This is a genomic window from Bacteroidales bacterium, assembly GCA_016707785.1.
Lineage (GTDB): Bacteria > Bacteroidota > Bacteroidia > Bacteroidales > UBA4417 > UBA4417.
The window spans coordinates 92102-115103 of sequence record JADJGZ010000058.1; the positions used below are offsets into that span (position 1 = coordinate 92102).

Here is a 23002-nt window from a genome sequence, read left to right on the forward strand (position 1 = left end):
CGGATGTCTAATGTCTAATGTCTAATGTCTAATGTCTAATGTCTAATGTCTAATGTCTAATGTCTAATGTCTAAATGTCTAATGTCGGATTTCGGATTTCGGATTTCGGATTTGGAGATGAGGGGGATGATGGATGGGATGGGATGGAGATGAGGAGATGGGAGATGGGGAGATGAGGAGATGGGGAGATGGGGAGATAGGGAGATGAGGAGATGGGGAGATGGGGAGATGAGGAGATGGGGAGATGGGGAGACATGTAAATCCGCGGTATGATCCGTGTCATTCGCGTTCTATTCACTGGTCACTTCAGCACCCGGCACCCGGCACTCAGCACTCAGCACTCAGCACCCGGCACTCAGCACCCAGCACCCGGCACCATGGACTAAAGAAATATAAAAAATTGTTTTATTCACCTTAATATGGACTTAAAATTCCCGGTTTACCAGCCTTTCCTTGAAGGCAATGAGAAGAAATATGTAAATGAATGTCTGAACACCAATTGGATATCTTCAAAAGGCAATTTCATTCAACGTTTTGAGGAGCAGTTTGCCAACTATACGGAAATAGCGCATGCTACATCTTTCTGTAATGGCACATCAGCTTTGTATATTGCGCTCCTTACCCTTGGAATTGGGCCAGGTGACGAAGTTATCGTTCCTACCCTGGTTTATGTTGCAGTGCCTAATATGGTCAGGGCGGTGGGAGCAATTCCGGTTTTCGTGGATTCCTTGCCGGGGAGTTACCAGGTCGATCCGCTGGATATCAGAAAGAAACTCAGCAACAGGACTAAGGCCGTCATTGCCGTTCATACCTATGGTTATCCCTGTGATATGGACCCTATAAAGAAACTTTGCATAGAACAAAATCTATTACTTATTGAAGATTGTGCTGAAGCGCTTGGTGCCAGGTATAAGGGAAAACAACCCGGTTCATGGGGCGATATCTCCATTTATAGTTTCTTCGGCAACAAAACTCTGACCACAGGGGAAGGGGGTATGATCACCACACCTTCAGAGCAGTTGATAAAAAAGGCATTTCACCTTAAGAACCAGGGAGTAACAGAAAAGGCCTACTGGCATGATGTCCCTGGCTACAACTTCAGAATGACCAATATTGCTGCTGCAATAGGACTTGCACAACTGGAATCGCTGGATAAGATACTTGCCCGGAAACGAAGGATTGCAAATCTTTATGAGCAACAATTTATGGATACTGAGGTCAGCTTCCATTCACAAGGGAAAGATGTAGTTCATTCTTTCTGGATGTGTTCCATTCTTACACTGGATCCTGCCTACAGGGATTCTCTGAGAGTTTTCCTTTCTTCAGAAGGGATTGAAACCAGGCCATTCTTTTACCCTGCCCATACCATGCCATTCTTCAAAAGCAGAACCCCTCAAAGATTTCCGGTTGCTGAAGACCTTAGTGGCAGAGGGATTAATTTACCATCCTACCCGGCATTAACAGATGATGATGTAAAGTATATAGCTTCCAAAGTATTGACCTTCACCCATCGATCGACGAAAAGCCATTAAGAAGAAATTTACAGGAATTAAATAATGAAGAAATACAGGATTCTTATCGACCTGGATCGCCTAAAGGACCCATACAATGGCCTTGGACAGGTGGCAATAAATTTGGGGGAGCAATTAAGCAGGATTGAAGATGATCAGATTGATTTCACCTTCCTTGTACCAGGTTCTTTTATCGGGAAATTTGGAGATAAAGTTCGTTATGAAAAGGTTTCCCTGAAACGGCGTCTCTTTCCCTGGCTTTGTGCCTCCTATGACCTTTGGTACACCATTCACCAGGATTCATGGTATTTTCCCTCCAGTGCCAGAACACCCTATGTGATGACCATCAATGATCTTAATTTCCTTGGTGAAAAGAAGGGGATCAACCGGAAATACCGGTTAAAAAGGTTGCAAGTGAAAGTAAACCATGCAAAGATTGTTACGGCCATTTCCTCTTTTACTGCCAGTGAAATCAGGAAATACCTTAAAGTCGAAAAAAAAGAGATCAGGGTAATTTATTGCGGTGTAGAAGTAACTAAATATACCGATACAAAGAAACCAGCCTTTGTAACTTCTGATGATTTTTTATTTACTATTGGAGTGATTCAGTCAAAGAAGAATTTTGCCGTACTGGTTGATTTTATCAAAAAACTTCCCGACAACTATAGCCTGGTAATCGCAGGAAATAAAAACAGTGATTATGCCCGGGACATTGAAAAACAAATCATTGAAAAAGGCCTGCAAGGCAGGATCATTCTTCCCGGGTTTATTAGTGATGAAGAAAAATCCTGGTTATATCAGCATTGCAAAGCAGTGGTGTTCCCCTCCCGTTTTGAGGGGATGGGCTTCCCTCCTATTGAGGCCATGCGAAATGGAAAACCTGTTTTTGCGTCTACCTATTCGAGTATCCCCGAAGTTTGTGGCGAATATGCCTATTATTGGCAGCATTTTGAGCCTTCCTATATGGCTGATACTTTTTTAGAAGGAATGAGAGATTTCGTGAATCGTCCGGAAAGGGAAGAACAGTTGAAGCAACATTCGATGCAATATGACTGGGAACAAGTTACCGATCGCTATATCAGTCTGTTCAAGGAAGTGCTGAACGGGAAAACGTAGTGTTTACAGAACAGAAAGGGCCACACAGGTCTATTGCTTTTCTCCTGAATCTATTCCCTGCATAATAATGAAACACAACAGGCACAATAGTACACAACAGGAAAGCCTCTGGTGTGTTCTATGTGCCTATTGTGGCAACTATAATTTCTTCTGAGAAAATTCTCTTTAAAATTTACCGAATTTCAGGGAAAAACCGGCAGTAAAACCATCCAGCGGATTCTTTGGTAGATTGCTATGATCGATTTCCGTGGTAAAGCGGTAGCTGCAACCCATTCCAAATCGGATCCATCGGGCGGCATTGATTTCCAGTTCCACGCCTGGTTCAGCAATAAGGAAGGCTTCAGCATCTTCAACATAACCATCGGTATATTCATAAGGATATGACAGGTCATAATAAACACCCTGTGCAATGCCTCCTGCTCCGAGTATTACCGGGAAAGAGAGATGTACCGGCATTTTTGGAAAGAGAATGGGTTCTATGAGCAATCCACCATAGCCCCCTGTATAATTGAATTCCTTATGTGCATTCGAAAGCATTGGTTGAGGTTCACTAAAGAATCCATTTCCGGCCAGGCCAATAGCCAGTCCATGGTTTGAAATCCATGCAAGTCTTGCCCCGGCAGTGATTGCATCATATCCGGATATTTCGGAATAGCTGGAATTGATGCCCAGGTAAAAACCGCAACTGTTTCCACGGCCACCGATAGTCCTGATTTCATTGTTAGTATAACGAGGTTGATCCTGAATTCGTTCCCTGTGATGTTGTTCCCGGGGAGCACGATTTTTGCTGAAGAGTTTCAGGGTGTCCTGTGCTTGCATGCTGAGTGTAAAAGCCAGGAATATGAGAGATAATGTGATATTTCGTTTCATGTATTAATTGTTTTTTGGGTTGGAATTAGAAAATATATTTAGCCCCGAGAGCCATTACAGGGAGATGTATTCCCAGGAAATGATCATCAAAAAATTCAAGGTAAGGTTTGCAATCCAGATTTACGACTATTGGATACCTTGGCAGTGTGTATTCAAAAGAGGCATAGGCATCGATTCCAAGTTGTGGAACAGAATATCTTCCCCTGCCATAATCGGGTTCATCATAATCATCGAAATAATAACGATCAGCAATACCTACGTGAGCGCCTGCACCATAAAAGAAATCCAGGTTCAGGTCATCGAACAGAAGGGCGGGTTTGTGTTTTTCAATCAGAAGGGTAAGAACCGTGCCATGATTTTGAGAAGTAAGCATTACTTCACCGGCCAGGTCCATGCCAACCATTCGACGGTAAGTGAGCCCACCGCTGGCACCCATACGAATACCGACGGCTTGCATGTAATCCTGCGAGAAAGCCTGTGACAGGATACAGGTAAAAAGAATCAGGAGGAAATAAACTTTTTGCATAATATTATTGGGTTAAAAAATTATTGTATTAGCGACTTTTCAAATTTAATGTTACTTGCTTTTATTGGGAATCCAGAAGTCAGAATTCAGAATTCAGAATGACTTGACTATAAGATTCCATAATTTACTCACTTCTTCTGATTTTTCTTTCAGCGCACTTTGATCAACTTGATAACCATATTTTCGATCTTGAGCCAGTATCAAATAGTACCTGGATTCTTGACTTCTGAATTCTTGAATTCTGTCCGGCTGCAGATGTAATACTTTTCTAGCAGAAGATATTATTGTGCGAAATTTAATCAGTCCGTAAAGCAAGTTTCAATTATTTTCAGGCTGGAATCTTTACACCAGGAAAGGAATAGAATAAGTTTGTTGGTACAACCTTACTCTTAGTATCTCCTGACCTTTCCTGAACCTGTAATATTTGTATCAACATCAGGATCCCCGGTATAATAAACACAACCACTTCCTGAAATATGAGCATCCAGTTGATCAATAACATCGGTATAGATATCACCACTGCCGGAAACAAAAGCATTGCAGTTCTTCTGAGTAAAATCGAGGGCATGGATCTTACCGGAGCCTGAAATCCTCATGTCAGAATTATCAGCACTTCCGCTCAGGTGAATATTGCCTGATCCGGAAATTGCAGCGTCCACATGTATGGCTTCAAAATCAGCCTCAATATTGCCGGATCCTGAGAGGTCAAGTTCAACAGAAGATTCTGAAAACCCAAGACATTCCACTCTTCCGGAGCCTTGCAGCCTGAGACTTTTTACGCTGGGTGTATGTATAAATACTTCTACAGGATAATTCTCATGGATGTTATAACCATTTTTGAAACCGATCCTGAGGGTTTCGCCATCGGAGATAGTGTAGAGATAAGGCAGAATATTGGATTCAGCTTTAACAGAGATACTTGTAACAGAATCAGGAATTACAAATACCCTGAAGCTTCCATTGGAGATAATTTCAGTAAATGGTTCCTCGGTTCGGTTTTCAGTATCGAGGTCGTAGTTACCTTCAATTCTTTCGTAAACACATCCTGAGAGGAAAAGGATGACAAATATGGATATAATCAGGATGATCAGGGAGGAGGTGATAAGAGCCTCTGGTTTGGTCATTGTCTTCATTGTGTTCATAGTTTTAGTTTCTGATGCTGTAATGACAGCCGTTTTTGCCGAGGGTTGCAATGGTTTCATGATTTTTTTGATTTTTTTCGTATCAGCCTGATCCCTAATAAGTTTTGAGTTGTCGTCTGGTTAACTCCGGGAAAGAAGCTGGATTACAGTTGATAAAATTGTTGACTTAAAATTCATTCCTTGGACGGGAGCAAAATCTGAAAAGTTACATATTCGGGGACCAAAAGGCCTGAATGACTGATACCTGCGATTGAATGACGGAAATCAGGGCTTGAATGCCCGCGGGCATTTCAAAGACTTTTAATCTTCGAAAAATAAAGACTTAAAAAAGGAAGATTGAAGGCATTACCCGGCAAACCGGGGCTTATCTTTAAATGAGCTGTAAGAAGCTTCCGGTTCAGATCAAATTCATCCTGTCCTATTTATTAAATATTGCCAGGGAGCCTGCTTTAGCGTTGACATAAACCTGTGAAGCCGGGTTACGGCCAATACTTCCGGTGGCATTTACCTTCCCCATTTGCGGATTGAGGACCTCTTTCTTCAAGGCGTTGCCGATAGAAGGATTTAGGGTGATCCTGGTTTTGGCATCATAGGTCAGATCAAGAGCGCAGGTTGTAAGCGCATCCATATTGATGAGAATATCAGTGTATTCAGATGACAGGTGTAGCGTTCTGAAACCTTTTTGAACTGCATTCAGTTTAAGTTCACCGTATTTGGTAGCCAGGGTAGCGGAAGATTCAAGTGAACCTATCCTGACTTTAGAAAAATACGACTCCCCATTGATGGAATAACATTCCCTGATATTTACCTTATCACGCTGAGAATTGACCTCTAATTGTCTCACTTCTTCAATATCGAGGGTAGAAGAACGGCTATTCAGAATTAATGCGCTGGCTTTCGTAAGGGTGAGATCAGAATAATTCACAATCAGTTCAGCTGAGTTTACAGTCTTGAGTGTGGCGGTCCCAAATTCAATCTCCAACTTGAGGTTTCCTGAAAAATCCCTGGCCTGCAGGTCACCGTTTGCAATTTTTATATCCACTTTCCCGGTGTGGCTATCTGTATAAATATTCCCGAATTTATTATCCATTTTGAGATCAACAGAAGCCGGCATATAAACCGTATAGTCGATCTGGAGATTATTACTGGTATTGATCACCTGTCCGGCGTACGAAACCACATCTTTCCAGAATGTAGCCTGGTTATCCCTGAATGTAGTGCGGGCATTGATATAGTTCCCGAACGACATCAGTTCAAAATCGATGGAAGCCATGATTTTATCCACTTTAGCAACTTGTTTTCCCTGGACCTTGAGATTGATCTCCACCCTTACAGAGTCCTTTTGCCAGGGAATGACATTGATGTTACCATATTTATTGGCTACCTGTACCACGCTGCCATCATTCACTTTGAAACTGCGGCTGATTTCGCGTTGCTTGGTGTATACCTGGGCGCTGATTAAGGCTGGAATCATTATTCCTACAAGGGAGAGCATGAAAATCCAGCAATTAAACTTCGATTTCATAGGATATATTTTCAATTTCAGGCTAAAGATTTATAGATGATGGTTCAGGGGTTCCTTTGGCATCTTTCAGTTCGAGAAGGACATTTTCAAGGATTTCCAGTTTAATACGATAGGATTGGATAATGGCTTCAATCACTTTTTCATCGGCATTACTTTCGGCCAGGTCAAGTTTCAGTTCGCTGTTATTCTGATCCAGTTCCTTAAATTCCTTTTTCAGGTCTTCAAGGATTTCGGGATGTTCGCGTGTATATTTCACCAATTCTGCCTGACGGCTATTGATTTGAGAGGTGTAATAAGCTTCAGCATCGGAGAGTTCGTTTAAGACAGGATTATTATCGGGAATAACTTGTTGCTTAGCGGCAACTCTTTCCGGTTTTGCATCAAAATAATCGTTGAGGTACCAGGCAGTGGCAAAGATCAGGACGGCAGCCGCTACTTTCCAGGCATAAGAAAGTACCCGGAAGTTTCGGACCGGAACAGCAGGTTGTAGTTCTTTTTCAATAGCTGGCCATAACATAGGAGGCACTTCGAGGTCATCGAATCCCTCCTTATTGTTTACCATAAATTTTTCAAGCCGGTCTTCTTTCATAACTCAATCATTTATTGTCCTTCAGGCATTACAAGCAGGATTTCTTTCACCCTTTGACGTGCCCGCATGAACTGTGTTTTGGAAGTAGATTCCGTAATATTCAGTATTTCAGCAATTTCAGTATGATCATATCCTTCAAGCAGGTAAAGTGAAAAAACGATTCTTGCATTTTCAGGCAATTGATTCATTGCTTTTTTCACCCGTTCTACACTCAGTTTCAGTTGCTCTTCATCGATGCTGTTTTCATTTGTATCATCCGGGAAATTTTCCGGGATCTCATCATCGGTAAATTGCAGGCGTCGTTTTTGAAGGGCATTGATACATTTGTTGATGACAATTCTTTTCAGCCAGGCACCAAAGGTGGATTCAAAGCGGAAGGTCCCAATCCTGGAAAATGCATCAATAAAGGCTTCCTGTAGCATATCGCTGGCTTCATCAGTCTGATTCATCATGCGGCAGCAAATATTGTACATCGACTTCGCATACGAATGATAAAGTTCGTACTGAGCCTTGCGGTCGCCGGCCTGGCAGGCCTTTACCAGCTTATGGTGTATGTCGTGTACCTCTGTATTCAATCTGCCGGCAAACTGTTAATTCAACTCAATAGACAGGAAAAAAAGAGAAGGGTTGCAAGATGGGTATAATCTTATTCAATAAAAATACAAAATCTCATTAATTTTCCAATGCAGAATGATTTCAAGCTTACAAAGCTGAGTTTTATTGAAATTGGTAAAGAAAATATGCGAGAGGGCTTTCATATTTCAAAAAATAATATCATCTTTGCACCCTCTTTTCCGAAGCCTTGGAGAATATCCTAAAATACTCTTTATAGGCTACTTACGAGAACAAACAATTATTCACACAAAATTTCTTTTATGCCAACAAAGATGAGATTACAGCGCTATGGAAAAAAGGGACAACCTTTCTTTCATATCGTGATTGCTGATGGTCGTGCACCACGTGACGGACGTTTTACCGAAAAAATTGGCACTTACAACCCACTCACCCGTCCTGCCGACATCAATCTGGATTTTGACCGCGCCCTTTATTGGGTAAGAACCGGTGCTGAACCTACTGAAACAGTTGCTGCTATCCTTAAGTACACTGGTGTAACTTACATGCATCATTTGCTGAAAGGCGTAACAAAAGGCGCAATGACTGAAGAACAGGCCAATGCTAAATTCGAAGCATGGAAATCTGACAAAACAGCAAAGATTGATAGTGCAAAGAAGGACGTTCAGTTAAAAGGCAAGACTGCTGATAAAAAGCGTTTTGAAGCTGAAGTAAAAATCAATGAAACAAAGGCTAATGAACTTGCAAAGAAACGTGCTACCGAAGCCGGACTTGATGCAAAAGCTCAGGCTGCCCTTGCTGCAGAAGCTGAAGTTGAAGCAGCCGCAAAAGTAGAAGCAGTTGCCGAAGCTGAAGTAGTTGCCGAAGTTGAGCCAGTTGCCGAAGCTGAGCCAGTTGCCGAAGCTGAAGTAGTAGCCGAAGCTGAGCCAGTTGCTGAAGCTGAAGTAGTTGCTGAAGCCGAGCCTGTTGCCGAAGCTGAAGTAGTTGCTGAAGCCTCTGTTGAACCTACAGAAGAACCTGCTCCTGAAGCAGCAGAACCTACTGAAGAAACAGCTTAATTCTACAGCCATGAACCCGGATGAATTTTTCCAGGCAGGAAAAGTCGTCAAAACGAGCGGTTCAGGAGGAGAACTTGTTTTTTCATTCGATTCTGAGGTTTCAGATCGGAATAAAAAAATGGAATCAGTGTTTATCCTGTTACAAGGGAACCTGGTTCCATTTTTTATTGAGAAATCTGAATCAAAAGCCCGGAATCAGCTTCTTGTTAAGCTCCTGGATGTCGATACCCAGGAGGAAGCCTCACTCCTTGCAGGATCAGGAATTTTCCTTCCAAAATCAATGAAATCCCGCAAAAAACAAGGTAAAAAGTTTGACATAGACTTCAATGGTTTTCTTGTGATTGACAAGGTCCATGGAGAGATTGGGCTCGTGGTGAATGTTCTGGAGTTACCTATGCAGGAATTGCTTGAAATCGAAAAAGATGGAAAGCTCTATCTGATCCCCCTGGTCGAAGAAATCATCACAGAGATTAATATTGACACCGGAATTATCAGGATTGAAGCCCCGGAAGGATTGATCGAACTTTATCAATAATATCATTTCCTGTCAGGAGATCTCCTGATTCTATATCCCTGATTCCATGTTTCATTTCCGGAAATTCAGTATCGACGATAACCTTACGGCAATGAAAGTCGGTACAGATGCTGTTTTGCTGGGATGCTGGACAGAACCTGGAAATGCCCTCACTATCCTGGATGTTGGAACTGGGACAGGCATCCTGGCCCTGATGATGGCACAGCGGACTTCTGCTGAAATTGATGCAGTGGAAATCGACAGTAAAGCAGCTGAGCAGGCTAAGGCGAATGTGGACCTAAGCCCCTGGCCAGACCAAATCAGGATACATCCAGTTTCATTTCAGCATTTCCTGGCTGGGAACAGCAAGACCTATCCATTCCTCATCTCCAATCCGCCTTTCTTTAATAATAGCCTTAAGTCACCCGATCCTTCAAGGAATACGTCCAGGCATGATGAACTATTACCGGTTCCGGAACTTTTGAAAGGAGTGGGTTCTTGTCTGTCGGAAAATGGCATTGCTTCCTTTATCCTTCCTTTTTCGGATTATGAAAGATGGATAAATTCGGCAGCAGATCATGGACTCTTTCCTTACAGGGCTTGCAAAGTTGTGCCCAGGCATGGAAAGCCCGCCAGTCGTGTGATGATTGAATTCAAAAGGCATAAGCGCGAATTTCTTAAAATGGAAACCATTACGATCAGGGAGCTGAATGGAGAATACTCCGCAGCATATATTGAACTTACCCGTGATTTTTATCTCGGCCTGTAAAATGATTTCTTAATTTAGGGCATCATTTATTTGCTATGAAATCTAAGCTCCCTGCCGTCCTATGCACACTCATCCTGCTGGCTGTATCTGTCCAGGCTATTCATGCTCAAAAAATATATAGCTGTAATAATCGCTATGATGCCCATTTCAAGGTATTTGTAGTTGAAAACCGCTACGATGCTGACCTTCTGGTCTATAAAGTGAGTAATCAGTATGATGCTGAAGACAATAAGGGATTATGGTTTTTTTGTGAAAATCAGTATGATGCGAAAAAGAAAATTTGGTTCGCCGAGAACCGTTATGATGCCGACTTACTGATTTATTTTGTTGAAAACCGTTATGATGCCGGTTGGAGGAACAAGGAGAAAATTCATCTGCTATATTAAGAAATGTCGAATGAAGCATCAGGAAAAGAAAAATATTGAATTATGGAAAATTACATGAAGAAAATCCTGACAGTATGGGTACCCATCACCCTTTTCATGTTCAGCATTCTCCTGGTCTCCCAGGGGTGCAGGAGTGAAAAAAAAGAACATATTCCACTTAAAATTGCCCTTACATCAGCCAGTGAGAACTATATAAACTGGATTCACCGCATTGATTCCACTGTTCAAATAATCGATCTGAAAAACCTCCCTGTCGATTCGGCTATTCAGATGCTTATACTCTCTGATGGAGTAATTTTCACAGGAGGGGAAGATGTTGTTCCAGGCAGGTATGGAAAAATATCAGATACCGCACGTTGTGAAATGAATCCTGAGCGCGACACCCTGGAATTTGCTTTGATTGCCAAGGCTTTCAAGTTGAAAATACCGGTATTAGGTATCTGCCGGGGGCAACAGCTTATCAATGTGGCCCGGGGTGGAAGCCTGGTTGTGGATATCCCTTCTGATTACCCCTCGGCAGGTGTGCATCGCTGCGAAGACTACACCCGTTGTTTTCACCATGTGAAAATTCAAAAAGAAACCCTGCTGGGTGAAGTCACTAAAAGCGATACCGGGTGGGTAACCACCAATCATCACCAGGCTGTTGCTTCCCTGGGAGAAGGGATCATGGTTTCGGCCCATTCTTCCGACGGATTACCTGAAGCGATAGAGTGGGAAGATAATAAAGGGAAAAGTTTCTTTATGGCCGTTCAATGGCACCCAGAGCGCATGGATGCTGGCAACTCGCTTTCCGACCCCATTGGAAAAGCCTTCCTGCAAGCCTGTATCATCAAACGGATGTTCCGCTAATATCTATTCCTTTGGTCATTCTGCGGATGAGAGTGGCATACTTTCCATAAGTGGGTTCAAGGTCCTGGAAGCTTGCCATTTCAAAATCAGAAAATTCAAACCCCGGACTCACTGTGCATCCCATCAGTGCGAAAGACTCAGGTATTGAAACTTCAGCAGCAAACCAGCAGCCATAAGGCACCACAGCCTGGAAAACATGTCCGGCAGCAGGATTATCACCCAAAAGTATTAATTCAAGCAGGCCATCCTTCAGGATATAAAGCTTAACCGGGCTACCAAGGTAGAAATGCCAGATTTCATCAGATTTGATCCTGTGAAAAGCCGAATAATCGTAGTCCTGGAGCAGGTAATAAATGGAAGTTGAAATGGAATGTGGCTGTTGAAATCTTGACGGTAAAGCATCAGATTCAATAGTTTCTGCAGACCTGTATATTTCCCTGAACCAACCACCTTCCGGATGTGAATTCAACGAGAGATGTTCAATCAGATCGGATGCCTGCTTATTTCTCGGGGACATTCTTATTTTTTTTCACTGTTGAACTTTCGTTAAAAGTGTAAATCAATCGTATAGTCCAGAGGTTATTATAAAAATAACGTTTATTCAACATCCCACTCTGTGAATCCCTGACTACCCTGGTAGCCAGCTTTTTGAAGGAGTAAGCATACCTGGCATTTACCTTCAGGTTTTTATAAATCCTGAATCTGAAATCCCCGAAAAGCTGGAAATCATCTTTTGAAAATGGCCCATTAAGTAAGGTTACAGAATCGACCCTATAGCCATTTTTCCATTCCTGCACATGAACCAGCCTGCCCCAGGAAACCCCGGCACCAGCAGACATGAAATTCTTATCCGTATACTGAATCATGAATGGAACTTCTGCATAATTAAGAAATAGACGATAAGATCCATCCAGTGAATCATTGTACTGTTTTCTCAATCGGCTGCCTTTTTGGGAATATAGCGTTTCGAAACTCAATGACCAGTTTTTATAAACCGGCAATACAACACCTACACCAGTATTCAGACCATATTTCTTGAAGCCCGCAGTTTCATCTCCATCGACCTGGCTGATATTGAATCCACTAATGAGTTCAGCCTTGAATGCCTGGGCATGAGCGCCTACAGTGCAAACAGCCGTCAAAACAAGAAAAAGCAGAAATCTTCTGTATTTCATCATCAATAAGATGCTAAGCGGAACTCACAAAGTTAGAAAAATCCCTGAAAGCATGCTAAATAACGAAAAATGCAGTCGTATGGTATGAAATGAGTCGAATAGTTAGCTATCGAGGATTCCATCCCTCAAGAATTATTGATTATTTGCAATGAAAGTATAAGTCCACTAAGGTTCACTACTTTCAATCGATCTATACTCAGGGAATGTTGTGAAGTAATCATCAGGCACACAAATCGCATAGTGGCTTACTTTAAGAATTAATGCTAGTCTTTAAGCTTAACTACAGTAGCTACAAATTCATCAGCATAATTCTCAAGTGCTTTTTTAGCGGCAATTTTATACTTTTCACGGGTGGTTTCAATTACAACCGGGAGCATTTCCTTTGCGAAACGGAAAGGGTTATTCTTCATCCTGGAAGGGTCCTGGCTAATGTTATCGTGATATGCAGGTGCAGCAGGAAGATCAGCCACCACATTGATGGCTTCTGATTGCATTTTATCATTCCAGAGCAATGTGCTCCCAATTGTAGACGGGACTACTTTAATTTCAGGTTTTACTGCTGAATTATATTTAAATGACCTGGTTTTTTCAACAGTGAAAATTCCTGAGGTTGAAGTATTTATATTAACATCTACCATCACATCGGCAAAGTCGACCACTACATGAAAAAATCCTGCCGGCGCGCCTATTTCATCGCAAAACTTTGAAGCTTTTTTCATTTTTCCCATTGCAAAAGCAAGTCCACCTCCATACATACTATTTCCATGGTTAGCTATATAGGACACCCACTCATTTCCAGCCCAGGATCCTTTTCCTGGTTCATTTTTTTCTATCGCTGTCTTATAAAAATCGGTTGAAGTGATTTTATCCCAGGCAATTGTTTCAATCCCTGCAGATTTAATTTTTGTCTGCAAATAGGTATAAAAATGATCTGTGATTTCCTGAAAATCCTGATCCGTTAAATTGCCGTCGGTAGTTTCCAAATAAGCAGCCAGTTTAGCACCGGCAACAGCTCCTGAACTTTTTTCTTTCCCAATGGCACGCTCCTGTGTTGTTAATTTATAATGTACAGTGACCTGTGCTACCCCTAAAGTATTCAGTTTGGGGACAATTTTGGGTTTTGCAAATGAACCGGCTGCAAATACTTCAATAGGGTCGCGGGGTTTCTGAGCTGATACCAGGTAACTAAGAACAATCCCGAAAACCAGGAAAAGAATCATTTTTTTCATGCGAATTGAATTTGATATTGCCCTACTCGTATGGCTTTTCGGATACGCCCAACATAATAGTTGAAGAAATCACTTAAGTAAAAGAAGTTTAATAAAGCAAGGTAAAGTGAGGCCAGATCATTGCAACAAGACAATAAATCTAAGACACTTCATAAACTAAAATGTTCAGAATATCCTCAAAAAAAATGAAAATCAATGACTTTTCCTATTGAGTAGCTATTGAATCCCTTTCATGGTCAATTGGATCCTTTTTCTTTCCTTATCAACTTCGAGGATTTTCACCATGACTTTCTGGTTCAATTTAACAACCTGGTTAGGGTCTTTAATAAAACGGTCAGCGAGCTGGCTCACATGTACAAGCCCATCCTGGTGAACGCCTATGTCCACGAAAGCACCAAAATTGGTAATATTCGTAATAATGCCGGGCAAAATCATTCCAGGGATGACATCGGCGATGGAATTGACATTTTTATCAAATTCAAAAAATTCGTATTTCTCTCTTGGATCCCTGCCTGGTTTATCCAATTCCTGCATGATGTCAGTTAATGTCGGCATTCCTACCGAAGAAGTCACAAATTCTTCGAGTTTTAGTTGTTTCCGTATTTCTCCGTTCTGCATCAGGTCAGAAACTGAACAGCCCGCTTTATCAGCCATACGTTTCACAACAGTATAACTTTCAGGATGCACTGCGGAGCGGTCGAGGGGATTCTGTGACTCGCGGATCCGAAGAAAACCAGCTGCCTGTTCAAAGGCTTTATCGCCCAACCTGGGCACTTTTTTCAGCTCATCACGGCTTTCAAAATTTCCATTCTTTTCACGATATTCCACGATTTTCGCTGCCAGAACCGGCCCAACACCTGAAACATGGGTAAGAAGTTGTTTACTGGCAGTATTCAACTCTACCCCTACTTTATTTACACAGCTAACCACCACATCTTCCAGTCCTTTCTGAAGTTGCTGCTGGTTCACATCATGCTGGTACTGTCCGACACCAATCGATTTAGGATCAATTTTAACCAGTTCGGAAAGTGGGTCCATCAGTCTTCGTCCTATGCTCACAGCTCCCCTGACGGTTACATCATAATCGGGAAATTCCTGGCGTGCCACATCGCTTGCAGAATACACAGAAGCCCCGCTCTCATTCACCATGAGTGCGAGGATATTGCTTTCGAAAGGAATTCGTTTTACAAAATTCTCTGTTTCCCTGCCTGCAGTTCCGTTACCAATGGCAATGGCTTCTATTTTATATGCTTTTACAAGCGTTTGTATCTTGGCAGAAGCTTGTTTTACCTCGTTTTGAGGGGGATGCGGATAGATAGTCTCATTATGGATCAGCTTTCCCTGGCGATCAAGTATGGCGATTTTGCAACCGGTCCGGAAACCTGGATCTAAAGCCAGTACATTTTTCTGTCCAAGAGGCGGCGCTAATAACAATTGACGTAAGTTTTCAGCAAATACCCTGATAGCTTCCAGGTCGGCACGTTCCTTTGCGATCTGCCGGTATTCTGTTTCCATCGAAGGCTGCAGCAATCGCTTATATGAATCTTTAACCGCTATTTCCACCTGATCAGAGCAGCTGTTATGACTCTTTACAAATATCCTGTTCAAAATTTCAAGGGCATCATCCTGGGAAGGTTCAATACCTACTTTGAGAAAGCCTTCATTTTCACCCCTGAGCATAGCCAGCAGTCGATGAGAAGGCGCTTTCATCAGGGATTCTTCCCAATCGAAATACGCCTCATATTTGATCCCTTCCAATTCTTTTCCTTTCACAGGACGGGATTGGATTTTAGAATCACGGTTAAAAAGGTTACGGATCCGTTCTCTTCCATGTTTATTCTCATTGACCCATTCGGCGATGATATCCCTGGCTCCGGCAAGGGCTTCATCGACAGTACTTACATCTTTTGAAGGGTCGATAAAACTTTTCGCTTTCTCGAAAGGATCCAGCATTTGTTGTGACATCACGATTTTTGCCAGCGGTTCCAATCCTTTTTCCCTGGCAATGGTAGCACGGGTCCGGCGCTTAGGTTTATACGGCAGGTAAATATCCTCCAGTTCACTCAAGGTGGCAGCTTCTTCAAGTTGCTTTTGTATTTCAGGAGTCATGAATCCCTGTTCTGTGACAGAGTTTATTATTGCTTCCCGCCTTTTTTCGAGTTCAATGATTCTCTCATAACGATCACGCACTGCTGAGATTTGCACTTCATCCAGGCTTCCGGTCATCTCCTTACGATAGCGGGCGATAAAAGGAACCGTGGCCCCTTCTTTCAACAGATTTATCGTATTAATGACCTGGAAATCCCTTACTCCCAGCTCATTGGCAATCAATTTTATATATTTTTCTTCCATGATATGATTTAAGGGAGATAGAAAATATCCTTACAGGTTTGCAAATACAAAAGTAGTATTGTTTAGTGGAAAGAATGAACAGTAACCAATCTGTCTTGATGCAAACCAAATTGAAGTCTGAAATCTATCGTACAATTGTAACCATTCCCCTTTTTACGATTTTGTCTTTTTTGAGAACATTCCCTGTGACACCAAATTGCATCACCCAAACATAGGTCCCGGCAGGACATTCAACCCCTTTAAAGGTTGCATCCCATCCATCAGTAAAACTATCAGTTTCCCACAGAAGTTGGCCCCATCGGTTATAGACATAAAAATGGTAATTATCAATACCTTGTGTAGGTCCTTTGATACGAAATTTATCATTGGTACCATCAAAATTCGGAGAAAATGCATTAGGCACAAAAAGGTCAAGTAACAGTACTTTCATGGTATCCTGCTGCATACAGCAATTGGTATCCACAATCGTAATGTAATAGAAACCCGGCTCAGAAACTTCAAGGGTTTCATTGGTTGATCCATCTGACCATTCATACGTTTTCATAAAATCCCCTGCATCCAGCAATACTGCTGACCCCGGAAGGATGTAAATACTATCCGGATCAAAAGAGAAGCTCTTGGGAGGCAATGGATTGATCTTTACAGGAAAGGTAGAAACAAAGCTGCGGTTATTGAACCATTCAGTAAGATTGATAGAGTAGTTACCCGGAGTTGAGAATATATGAGAAGGTTCCAGTTGCTGACTAATATTTGTGGAACCTGTTGTTGGGTCTCCAAAATTCCAGGTTAGCGAATCAATATTGGAACGGTTATTTAAATAAAAATAGGTATCATCACCATGGCATTTGGTTTCATATGTAACAGCCGGTATGTTAAGGTAGCTTTGAATGAAATTGGGCAATCCCATCTTGCCCTGGTTTCCATTTAAGCTTAATCCATCTTCTATATAATTACATGCAATATCCGGACGATTCGGATTTTCGATGACACCTAGAAAGGCATAATTGTACCTTGCAACATAAATCTTCCCATCAACGGCAAGTTGCAAGGCGGTCATATTATTTGAAAGCGTATTTAGCAAAACAGGAGTCCCGGCGCCTGTCAGATCAACCTGGTAGAGGTTATTACTGGCATTTGTAGTAGCATAAACTGTTGTAAAATATAACTTGGTACCATCTGGTGAAAATTCAATCCCATACGGTCCATAGGCATCGGGTGAAGGAATTTGCCTTGGATTTGAAACCTTTCCGGAACCAGCATCAAAGTCAAACCATTCCACCAGTTTTGCCCCAAAAATAGCCAATGCTAACTTAGTTCCGTCAGGGGATATCTTCATAGCCCCAACCATATTCCTGGAATTCAGGGTACCTGTTTGAATGGTTCCTACATTACTCTCAACCGGAATTGAATCGACGCCAGATTTACTGACTTTGTATGCATAGAAAGTATTATTATCCCATCCATGAGCCACAACCCAAAAATCAATGCCATTGCTATGCTGCACACCGGTAAGTTTTTCAGGGGTTTTTGCCAGCAGTTTTTTTACAGGCAATGTATCTACTCCGCTGATACTATCCATATGAATAGTAGAATAGCATAAGCCATTGGTTGTTAAAGGGGGAGGGTATAGAAGATGTGTCGTGAAAATATAATACTTACCAAGGCCATTGGGATTAGGGACAAATAGGGAAGACTGTGTTGAACCCAGGTCACCGCTGAGTGTATTTGAAAGAAGAGTGGAATTCTTATTCCAAAGCAACATTCCATCGGTATAAAGCAGCAAGTCCCCATTTTCATCAGAAATAGAGGCACATCCTTTACCAGAATTCAGGGGTGATGGTAAATTCTGAATACTTGGACTGCCGGAATTGAATCCCATTCTGATTTTACTGTAAAAGCACCAGGTATCAGCCTCATGAGGGCGTTTATAGGCACATTCATTGATAGTTTGTGCCTGCATCTGAAACCAAACGAGGAAGACAAGAATGAGGGTGAACAGTAATCGGGGTAATCTTAACATAGAATTGAAATCCTGGCCTATTTAACGTACTTTTTTAACTACAATTTTATCAACCTGGCAGAATGGAAAAAATCTTCTCCGCTCACTTTCAACAAATAAACTCCTGGTGGGGAGTGGAGGAGGCTGATATCAAAGGCTCCATCCTTCAGTCTGTAAGCATCCATTATGTCATGGAATACTTCTATTCCCTGCATATCAACTATTTCCACCCGGCAACTTTTACCTTTCACAGGCAACCTGCAGGAATACAATCCACTTCCCGGATTTGGATAAACGAGTATTTCATTGGTAAACACTTTTTCATCAAAGCCGTAGGTACATTCACTATAGGTAAATATTATGGTGATACCAGCCTCATTTACACATAATGAAGAGGTATTTGTGACTTTCACTGTATAAGAAAGGATATCAAAGGCAATACCAGTAGTTGCTGATTGAATAATTGGTGTATTTGCACCATTTGACCAGAGGTAGTTGCAATTCGGCAAACTGGCATCAAGGCTTAAAGTATCAAAAATACATGCCAGAATGGTGTCAACTCCAAAAACATGAGCCCCATCAGGTATAAGGTTGATTTGAGGCAGCTGGTTCACTTCCACCCTAACCGAATCTTCGAATTGACTATATCCGTCATCTATTACAAGCAAATAGGTAGTTGTAGTTCCCGGAGAAACGATGGGTTCAGCCTGTTGAGATGCAAAACCTCCCGGGCCGGACCATTGATAAGTGTAATTCCCTGAACCTCCTTCTGAAAAAGGTAGCAATTGAGTTGATTCACCCCTGCATATAGGCGAATGAACAGCATGTGGGTCTACAAAAAGCGGTCCTCCGGAAATTGAAATCATCACGGTTGAAGTGGCTGTACAACCATGTGAATCAGTGACAGTAAGGGTAAAGTTTGTGGAATTACTTAATAAAAGAGTGCTTGTACTGCTTAGATAAGGCGATACTACCATTGTCGGAGGACTCCATTGATAGAAATAAGGCGGGGATCCTACACCTGCAGATCCGGAAAGAGTAGTAGATGTTCCATTAGGGATGGTTTGAGGGATTCCGGCATTGGCAACTGGATCAGTATAAACTGAGATGGTAATGGATTGGGTAAAGGTGCTGAATCCGTCAGAAACTACTATGGTATAAATCGTAGTCACTTCAGGTTGTACTGTAATGTCTTCGATAGAAGAAGTAAAGCCCACAGGATCAGATGTCCAGGAATAGGTGTACGTTCCTGATCCGCCCCCAGTCTGAGCGTTGATAGTGGATGTCCCTCCGCGGCACACTGCTAAGTTATTGGCAGATAACTGCACACCAAGCGGCCCCCCAAAAATGGTAACTTTCATCATATCTGAATGATGGCAACCCACAGATAAATCGGTCACTGTTAAAATGAAGTCTGTAGTTTCTGACAGATCTACTGTTACCGGATCCAGTACATTGGGGTCCAGAAGCAATGCAGCAGGTTCCCAGTGATAGGATAAATTACCGCTACCACCGGTAGCATTACCCTGCAGTGTAGTATTGGTGCCAAATGGGATCGCTTTATCGATACCAGCATCAGCCAATGGAGCCAGGTGAATAATGACAGGTTTTGTGTAATTACCAATACATCCATCATTAGAAATCACTTTGAGATGCACCTGGTAGGTTCCGCTATTAGTAAAAGAGTAGGTTGGATTCTGAACATTGGAGGTATCACCAAAAAGGCCGAAATCCCAGTGCCATGAAACAGGATATCCACCCGGAACAAGGCTGAGGTCAACAAAATTGGTAGGCAATCCTGAACAATTGTTATCGAAAGAGAAGTCCACCTGCGGATTCCTGATGACGACTACATTAATACTGGAAGAGCCTTCCGAAAGATACCACCAGGTATTGATCATATTTTCATTCTGGCTGGTCCAGGAATGACACCCATTAACAGTAACACTGGTTGGATAAATGCAACCATTCAGGCTATTCACAGTTCCACCCGGAAGTTTAGAATCATCCCAGAATATGGGCATCTTAGTACTAAAAAGGGGTGCAGGTCTGACAATATTAACAATCAACCCTGAAGCATTGTCTTCCACATCCCATAATGGAAGATTGGTAAGTCCGTTCAGGTAGTCGATATCAATATTTATATTAGTGCCACTCTGAACAGGGTTTCCATTGCCATCAAGGCCATTCCATGTGATTGTATCCCAAACATCACAGGCTACCGAACCAACAACAGGCCCGGTTAAAACAACGTCTTCCGGACCGGAGCCTGCAGGTGCTATATCAAGATTAAGGGTCAGAGAGCCCGGTTTATTCACTCTTGCAAGAATGTCGATAGAACCGTTACAATTGGAATGACTGCTCACCTCACAGATTTGCCCAAACTGCCCGGTAGGGAAGATATTAATATCAGGATTATTTAAGAAAATTTTATACTGAGGCAAGTCGCTTCCCGGCCATGAATCAGAAGACATCCTGTCATTAGCCCAGTTTCCGGTATTTGAAACGCCCCATTTATTACAGTAGGTAGTATAAGTCCCGCCATTCCATTCGTTGATATTCAATTGAGTAACTATTCCATCATCGGTATATACAAAAAGCTTAGCCGGATATGACTTCACTATATCACCACTGGCATCATCTGACAACTGCCAGGCTTTACTCCATAATCTTCCATTAACAACATTTGTCCCCTGAACTACACTGATATCGAAATAGAGCATATCCTGCCCTGTAAAAGTGCCCCCCGTATTAGTCTTGGCGAACTCAAAATAGTAATTGCCGACCTTTGTTGGAGTTAAGATTTTAGGTTCATACCCGGTAGGATTGACTGTTCCAATTTTAGGTCCTGCAAAAGCCTGGTCCCATGTAGTAACAAATCCCTGACCGCTTGAAGGAACAGCAGCCATTGTGAAACCGGTTACAAGCAAGCCATCAGGATCTTTGATCTGGTAAAACAAGGCATTTGTTCCATCATTAAATCCAAAAAAGATTTGTTCTGTAGCCGGATCGCTGATATAAACATTCAACCGGTATTTTTCAGCACAGTTAACAGTAGCAAAGGGAGTCCGGTGAGCAGACCCACCGGTCTGATCAAACATGATTCGTGTCCTTCTGTTCGGGGTTGTTGCCGGATTGGTTGGCTCCAACTGACGCGTACCCTCTCCAAAACCCAATAGCGGAAGGATAAGTAACAAAAGGCAAAAATATATCAGCAGTCCTTTCATAAGAGCTATGCTTGCAGGTAATCACTTACTTTAGCTGTGATGATCTTGTATGGGTTTTAGAACTCATAAAATTATAAAATTCCGGCTTTGTTCACCTAAAATTAAAGCCCCCGGAAAAGAGGGCTTTAAAGTGATAATTAATTTTTTATGAATGTTCAAAATGTTCAGATGCTCTCCCGGTCATGATATTCTGATATGATGTTGGAGCGTATAATTCATCCTTTTAGATGAACAATTGAGCCCCATCACTAAAACAGAGTTTCAATCTAATACTTAATGAGCCTGATCCCTTTTGTATTTTGTCCATCGCTGAATCGAAGGATATAAACACCTGATGGTTTATGACTCAGGTCCAGGCTTAAACTTGATGCATCCTTTTTATTTATTTTCTGTTTATGCAGTAAAACACCTTGCACATTAAATACTTCCAAATCTATATCCTTATTTAAATTTCCTATTTCACAATGGATGTATCCATTTCCCGGATTTGGAAACACCTTTACTGGTAATTGACTTTCCTGCTCACTGGTGCCATATGTACATTCTGAATAGGTATAAATTATGGTTATGTTGCCTGTATTGGAGCATCCTGTCAGAGAATTGAGAACATCCACCGAGTATGACAGCATATCAAATGCAATACCTGTGGTAGCTGATTGAATCTCAGGAGTATTTGCTCCATTCGACCATAAGTAGGTTGCATTGGGGTTTACGGCGCTTATGGTCAAAGTATCAAAAATACAGGCCATGATTGTATCACCGTTCCAAATATGCGCTCCCTGGGGAATAAGGTTTATGAAGGGTAAAGGATTCACAAAAACAGTCACAGAATCAAAATCCTGGGTAAAACCATCAGAAATTGTGAGTTTATAGGTTGTGGTTTGATTTGGTGTTACAGTTGGTTCACTCTGAGTCGATGAGTATCCTCCTGTTGCAGTCCATGTGTAGGAGTAATTTCCTGACCCACCTTCGGACAGAGGGAGTAATCGGGTTGATTCACCCAAACAAAGAGGAGAATGAATGGCCTGCGGTTGAACGTTTAATGGTCCGCCTGCTATAGTAACCAGGACTTCACTTGAAGATACGCAACCATGGCCATCAGAAACTGTAAGGGTAAAGTTTGTTGTATTACTCAGGATATCTGTTAGCGTCATGCTTTGTAACGGGTTTACCAGGAGATCTGCAGGTTCCCAGGAGAAAGAATAGGGCGAAAAACCACCGGAAGCGATACCTGTCAGGGTAGTTGTTGTGCCGTTAGGGATCGTTTGCGGAGCACCGGGATTAACAACGGGGTTAGGATAAACATTTACTGTAACGGTGCGGGTAAGTGTGCTGAAGCCATCGCTGATGGTAAGGTAATAAGTTGTAGTTACATCAGGCTGAATAGTAATATCCTCTAATGTTGAGTTAAATCCGGCAGGGTCAGAAGTCCAGCTGTAATTATAAATTCCTGATCCTCCACCTGTTTGAGTGGATATATTTGAGGTCGCACCCAGGCATAAGGCTACAGGATCCGCTTGGACCTGGACACCCATCGGGCCACCTGTGATGGTAACAGTGACAATGTCGGTATTCACACAGTTATTACCAAT

General features: G+C 42.1%; 20 protein-coding genes. 7 read left to right on the plus strand and 13 right to left on the minus strand.

From position 1 onward, the window contains the following. Nucleotides 1-419 precede the first annotated feature (419 nt). Together IPH84_19530 and IPH84_19535 are read left to right on the plus strand one after the other, a co-directional pair. Nucleotides 420-1532, plus strand: coding sequence for a DegT/DnrJ/EryC1/StrS aminotransferase family protein (locus IPH84_19530; protein MBK7175350.1), 1113 nt, complete (start codon nucleotides 420-422; stop codon nucleotides 1530-1532). A gap of 24 nt (nucleotides 1533-1556) precedes the next feature. After that, the gene (locus IPH84_19535; GenBank protein MBK7175351.1) at nucleotides 1557-2627 is read left to right on the plus strand and encodes a glycosyltransferase family 4 protein; all 1071 of its coding nucleotides are present in this window, start codon (nucleotides 1557-1559) and stop codon (nucleotides 2625-2627) included. Between the two features lie 165 nt (nucleotides 2628-2792). Here the strand turns inward: IPH84_19535 and IPH84_19540 are convergent, their stop codons facing one another. The 6 genes from IPH84_19540 to IPH84_19565 form a co-directional block, all read right to left on the minus strand. Next, nucleotides 2793-3497 carry a hypothetical protein gene (locus IPH84_19540; protein ID MBK7175352.1) on the minus strand — a complete coding sequence of 235 codons (705 nt, stop codon included), beginning with the start codon at nucleotides 3495-3497 and terminating at the stop codon, nucleotides 2793-2795. A 25-nt stretch (nucleotides 3498-3522) separates the two neighbouring features. Continuing rightward, nucleotides 3523-4023 (minus strand): hypothetical protein, encoded by a 501-nt coding sequence (locus IPH84_19545; GenBank protein MBK7175353.1) that lies wholly within the window; start codon nucleotides 4021-4023, stop codon nucleotides 3523-3525. Nucleotides 4024-4412: 389 nt separating this feature from the next. Beyond that, nucleotides 4413-5225 (minus strand): DUF2807 domain-containing protein, encoded by an 813-nt coding sequence (locus IPH84_19550; GenBank protein ID MBK7175354.1) that lies wholly within the window; start codon nucleotides 5223-5225, stop codon nucleotides 4413-4415. A gap of 358 nt (nucleotides 5226-5583) precedes the next feature. Further along, entirely contained in the window at nucleotides 5584-6690 is a 1107-nt protein-coding gene (locus IPH84_19555; GenBank protein ID MBK7175355.1) for a hypothetical protein, read from the minus strand. Between the two features lie 22 nt (nucleotides 6691-6712). Then, nucleotides 6713-7279: a hypothetical protein gene (locus IPH84_19560; GenBank protein MBK7175356.1), complete on the minus strand. Its 567-nt coding sequence runs from the start codon at nucleotides 7277-7279 to the stop codon at nucleotides 6713-6715. Nucleotides 7280-7290: 11 nt separating this feature from the next. Next, entirely contained in the window at nucleotides 7291-7854 is a 564-nt protein-coding gene (locus IPH84_19565) for an RNA polymerase sigma factor (GenBank protein MBK7175357.1), read from the minus strand. A gap of 300 nt (nucleotides 7855-8154) precedes the next feature. Here IPH84_19565 and IPH84_19570 point away from each other — a divergent pair, with 300 nt between their 5' ends. Genes IPH84_19570 through IPH84_19590 form a run of 5 tightly spaced genes read left to right on the plus strand, consistent with a single transcriptional unit; the run spans nucleotide 8155 to nucleotide 11428 of the window. Further along, nucleotides 8155-8910, plus strand: coding sequence for a 30S ribosomal protein S16 (locus tag IPH84_19570; GenBank protein MBK7175358.1), 756 nt, complete (start codon nucleotides 8155-8157; stop codon nucleotides 8908-8910). 10 nt (nucleotides 8911-8920) lie between these two features. After that, a complete protein-coding gene (rimM, locus tag IPH84_19575; protein MBK7175359.1) occupies nucleotides 8921-9445 on the plus strand; it encodes a 16S rRNA processing protein RimM in 525 nt (174 codons plus the stop codon). A 46-nt stretch (nucleotides 9446-9491) separates the two neighbouring features. Continuing rightward, nucleotides 9492-10193 carry a methyltransferase gene (locus IPH84_19580; protein ID MBK7175360.1) on the plus strand — a complete coding sequence of 234 codons (702 nt, stop codon included), beginning with the start codon at nucleotides 9492-9494 and terminating at the stop codon, nucleotides 10191-10193. 35 nt (nucleotides 10194-10228) lie between these two features. Continuing rightward, nucleotides 10229-10579 carry a hypothetical protein gene (locus tag IPH84_19585; protein MBK7175361.1) on the plus strand — a complete coding sequence of 117 codons (351 nt, stop codon included), beginning with the start codon at nucleotides 10229-10231 and terminating at the stop codon, nucleotides 10577-10579. A gap of 54 nt (nucleotides 10580-10633) precedes the next feature. Continuing rightward, a complete protein-coding gene (locus IPH84_19590; GenBank protein ID MBK7175362.1) occupies nucleotides 10634-11428 on the plus strand; it encodes a gamma-glutamyl-gamma-aminobutyrate hydrolase family protein in 795 nt (264 codons plus the stop codon). On the opposite strand, the gene IPH84_19595 is transcribed toward IPH84_19590, so the two are convergent. The 7 genes from IPH84_19595 to IPH84_19625 form a co-directional block, all read right to left on the minus strand. After that, nucleotides 11409-11945, minus strand: a complete 537-nt coding sequence (locus IPH84_19595; GenBank protein MBK7175363.1) for a cupin domain-containing protein — start codon at nucleotides 11943-11945, stop codon at nucleotides 11409-11411. The two genes, IPH84_19590 and IPH84_19595, sit on opposite strands and share 20 nt — an antisense overlap. Continuing rightward, nucleotides 11929-12603, minus strand: coding sequence for an outer membrane beta-barrel protein (locus IPH84_19600; GenBank protein ID MBK7175364.1), 675 nt, complete (start codon nucleotides 12601-12603; stop codon nucleotides 11929-11931). Before IPH84_19600 ends, IPH84_19595 begins: the two co-directional genes overlap by 17 nt. Nucleotides 12604-12866: 263 nt before the next feature. Beyond that, nucleotides 12867-13832 (minus strand): hypothetical protein, encoded by a 966-nt coding sequence (locus IPH84_19605; GenBank protein MBK7175365.1) that lies wholly within the window; start codon nucleotides 13830-13832, stop codon nucleotides 12867-12869. A 216-nt stretch (nucleotides 13833-14048) separates the two neighbouring features. Next, on the minus strand, nucleotides 14049-16184 hold the full coding sequence (locus IPH84_19610) for an RNA-binding transcriptional accessory protein (protein ID MBK7175366.1): 2136 nt from the start codon (nucleotides 16182-16184) through the stop codon (nucleotides 14049-14051). Between the two features lie 124 nt (nucleotides 16185-16308). Next, on the minus strand, nucleotides 16309-18204 hold the full coding sequence (locus tag IPH84_19615) for a gliding motility-associated C-terminal domain-containing protein (protein ID MBK7175367.1): 1896 nt from the start codon (nucleotides 18202-18204) through the stop codon (nucleotides 16309-16311). Nucleotides 18205-18242: 38 nt separating this feature from the next. After that, entirely contained in the window at nucleotides 18243-21410 is a 3168-nt protein-coding gene (locus tag IPH84_19620; protein MBK7175368.1) for a T9SS type A sorting domain-containing protein, read from the minus strand. Nucleotides 21411-21676: 266 nt separating this feature from the next. Continuing rightward, complete coding sequence (locus IPH84_19625) at nucleotides 21677-22987, minus strand: T9SS type A sorting domain-containing protein (GenBank protein MBK7175369.1); 1311 nt, start codon at nucleotides 22985-22987, stop codon at nucleotides 21677-21679. Between the last annotated feature and the right edge of the window lie 15 nt (nucleotides 22988-23002).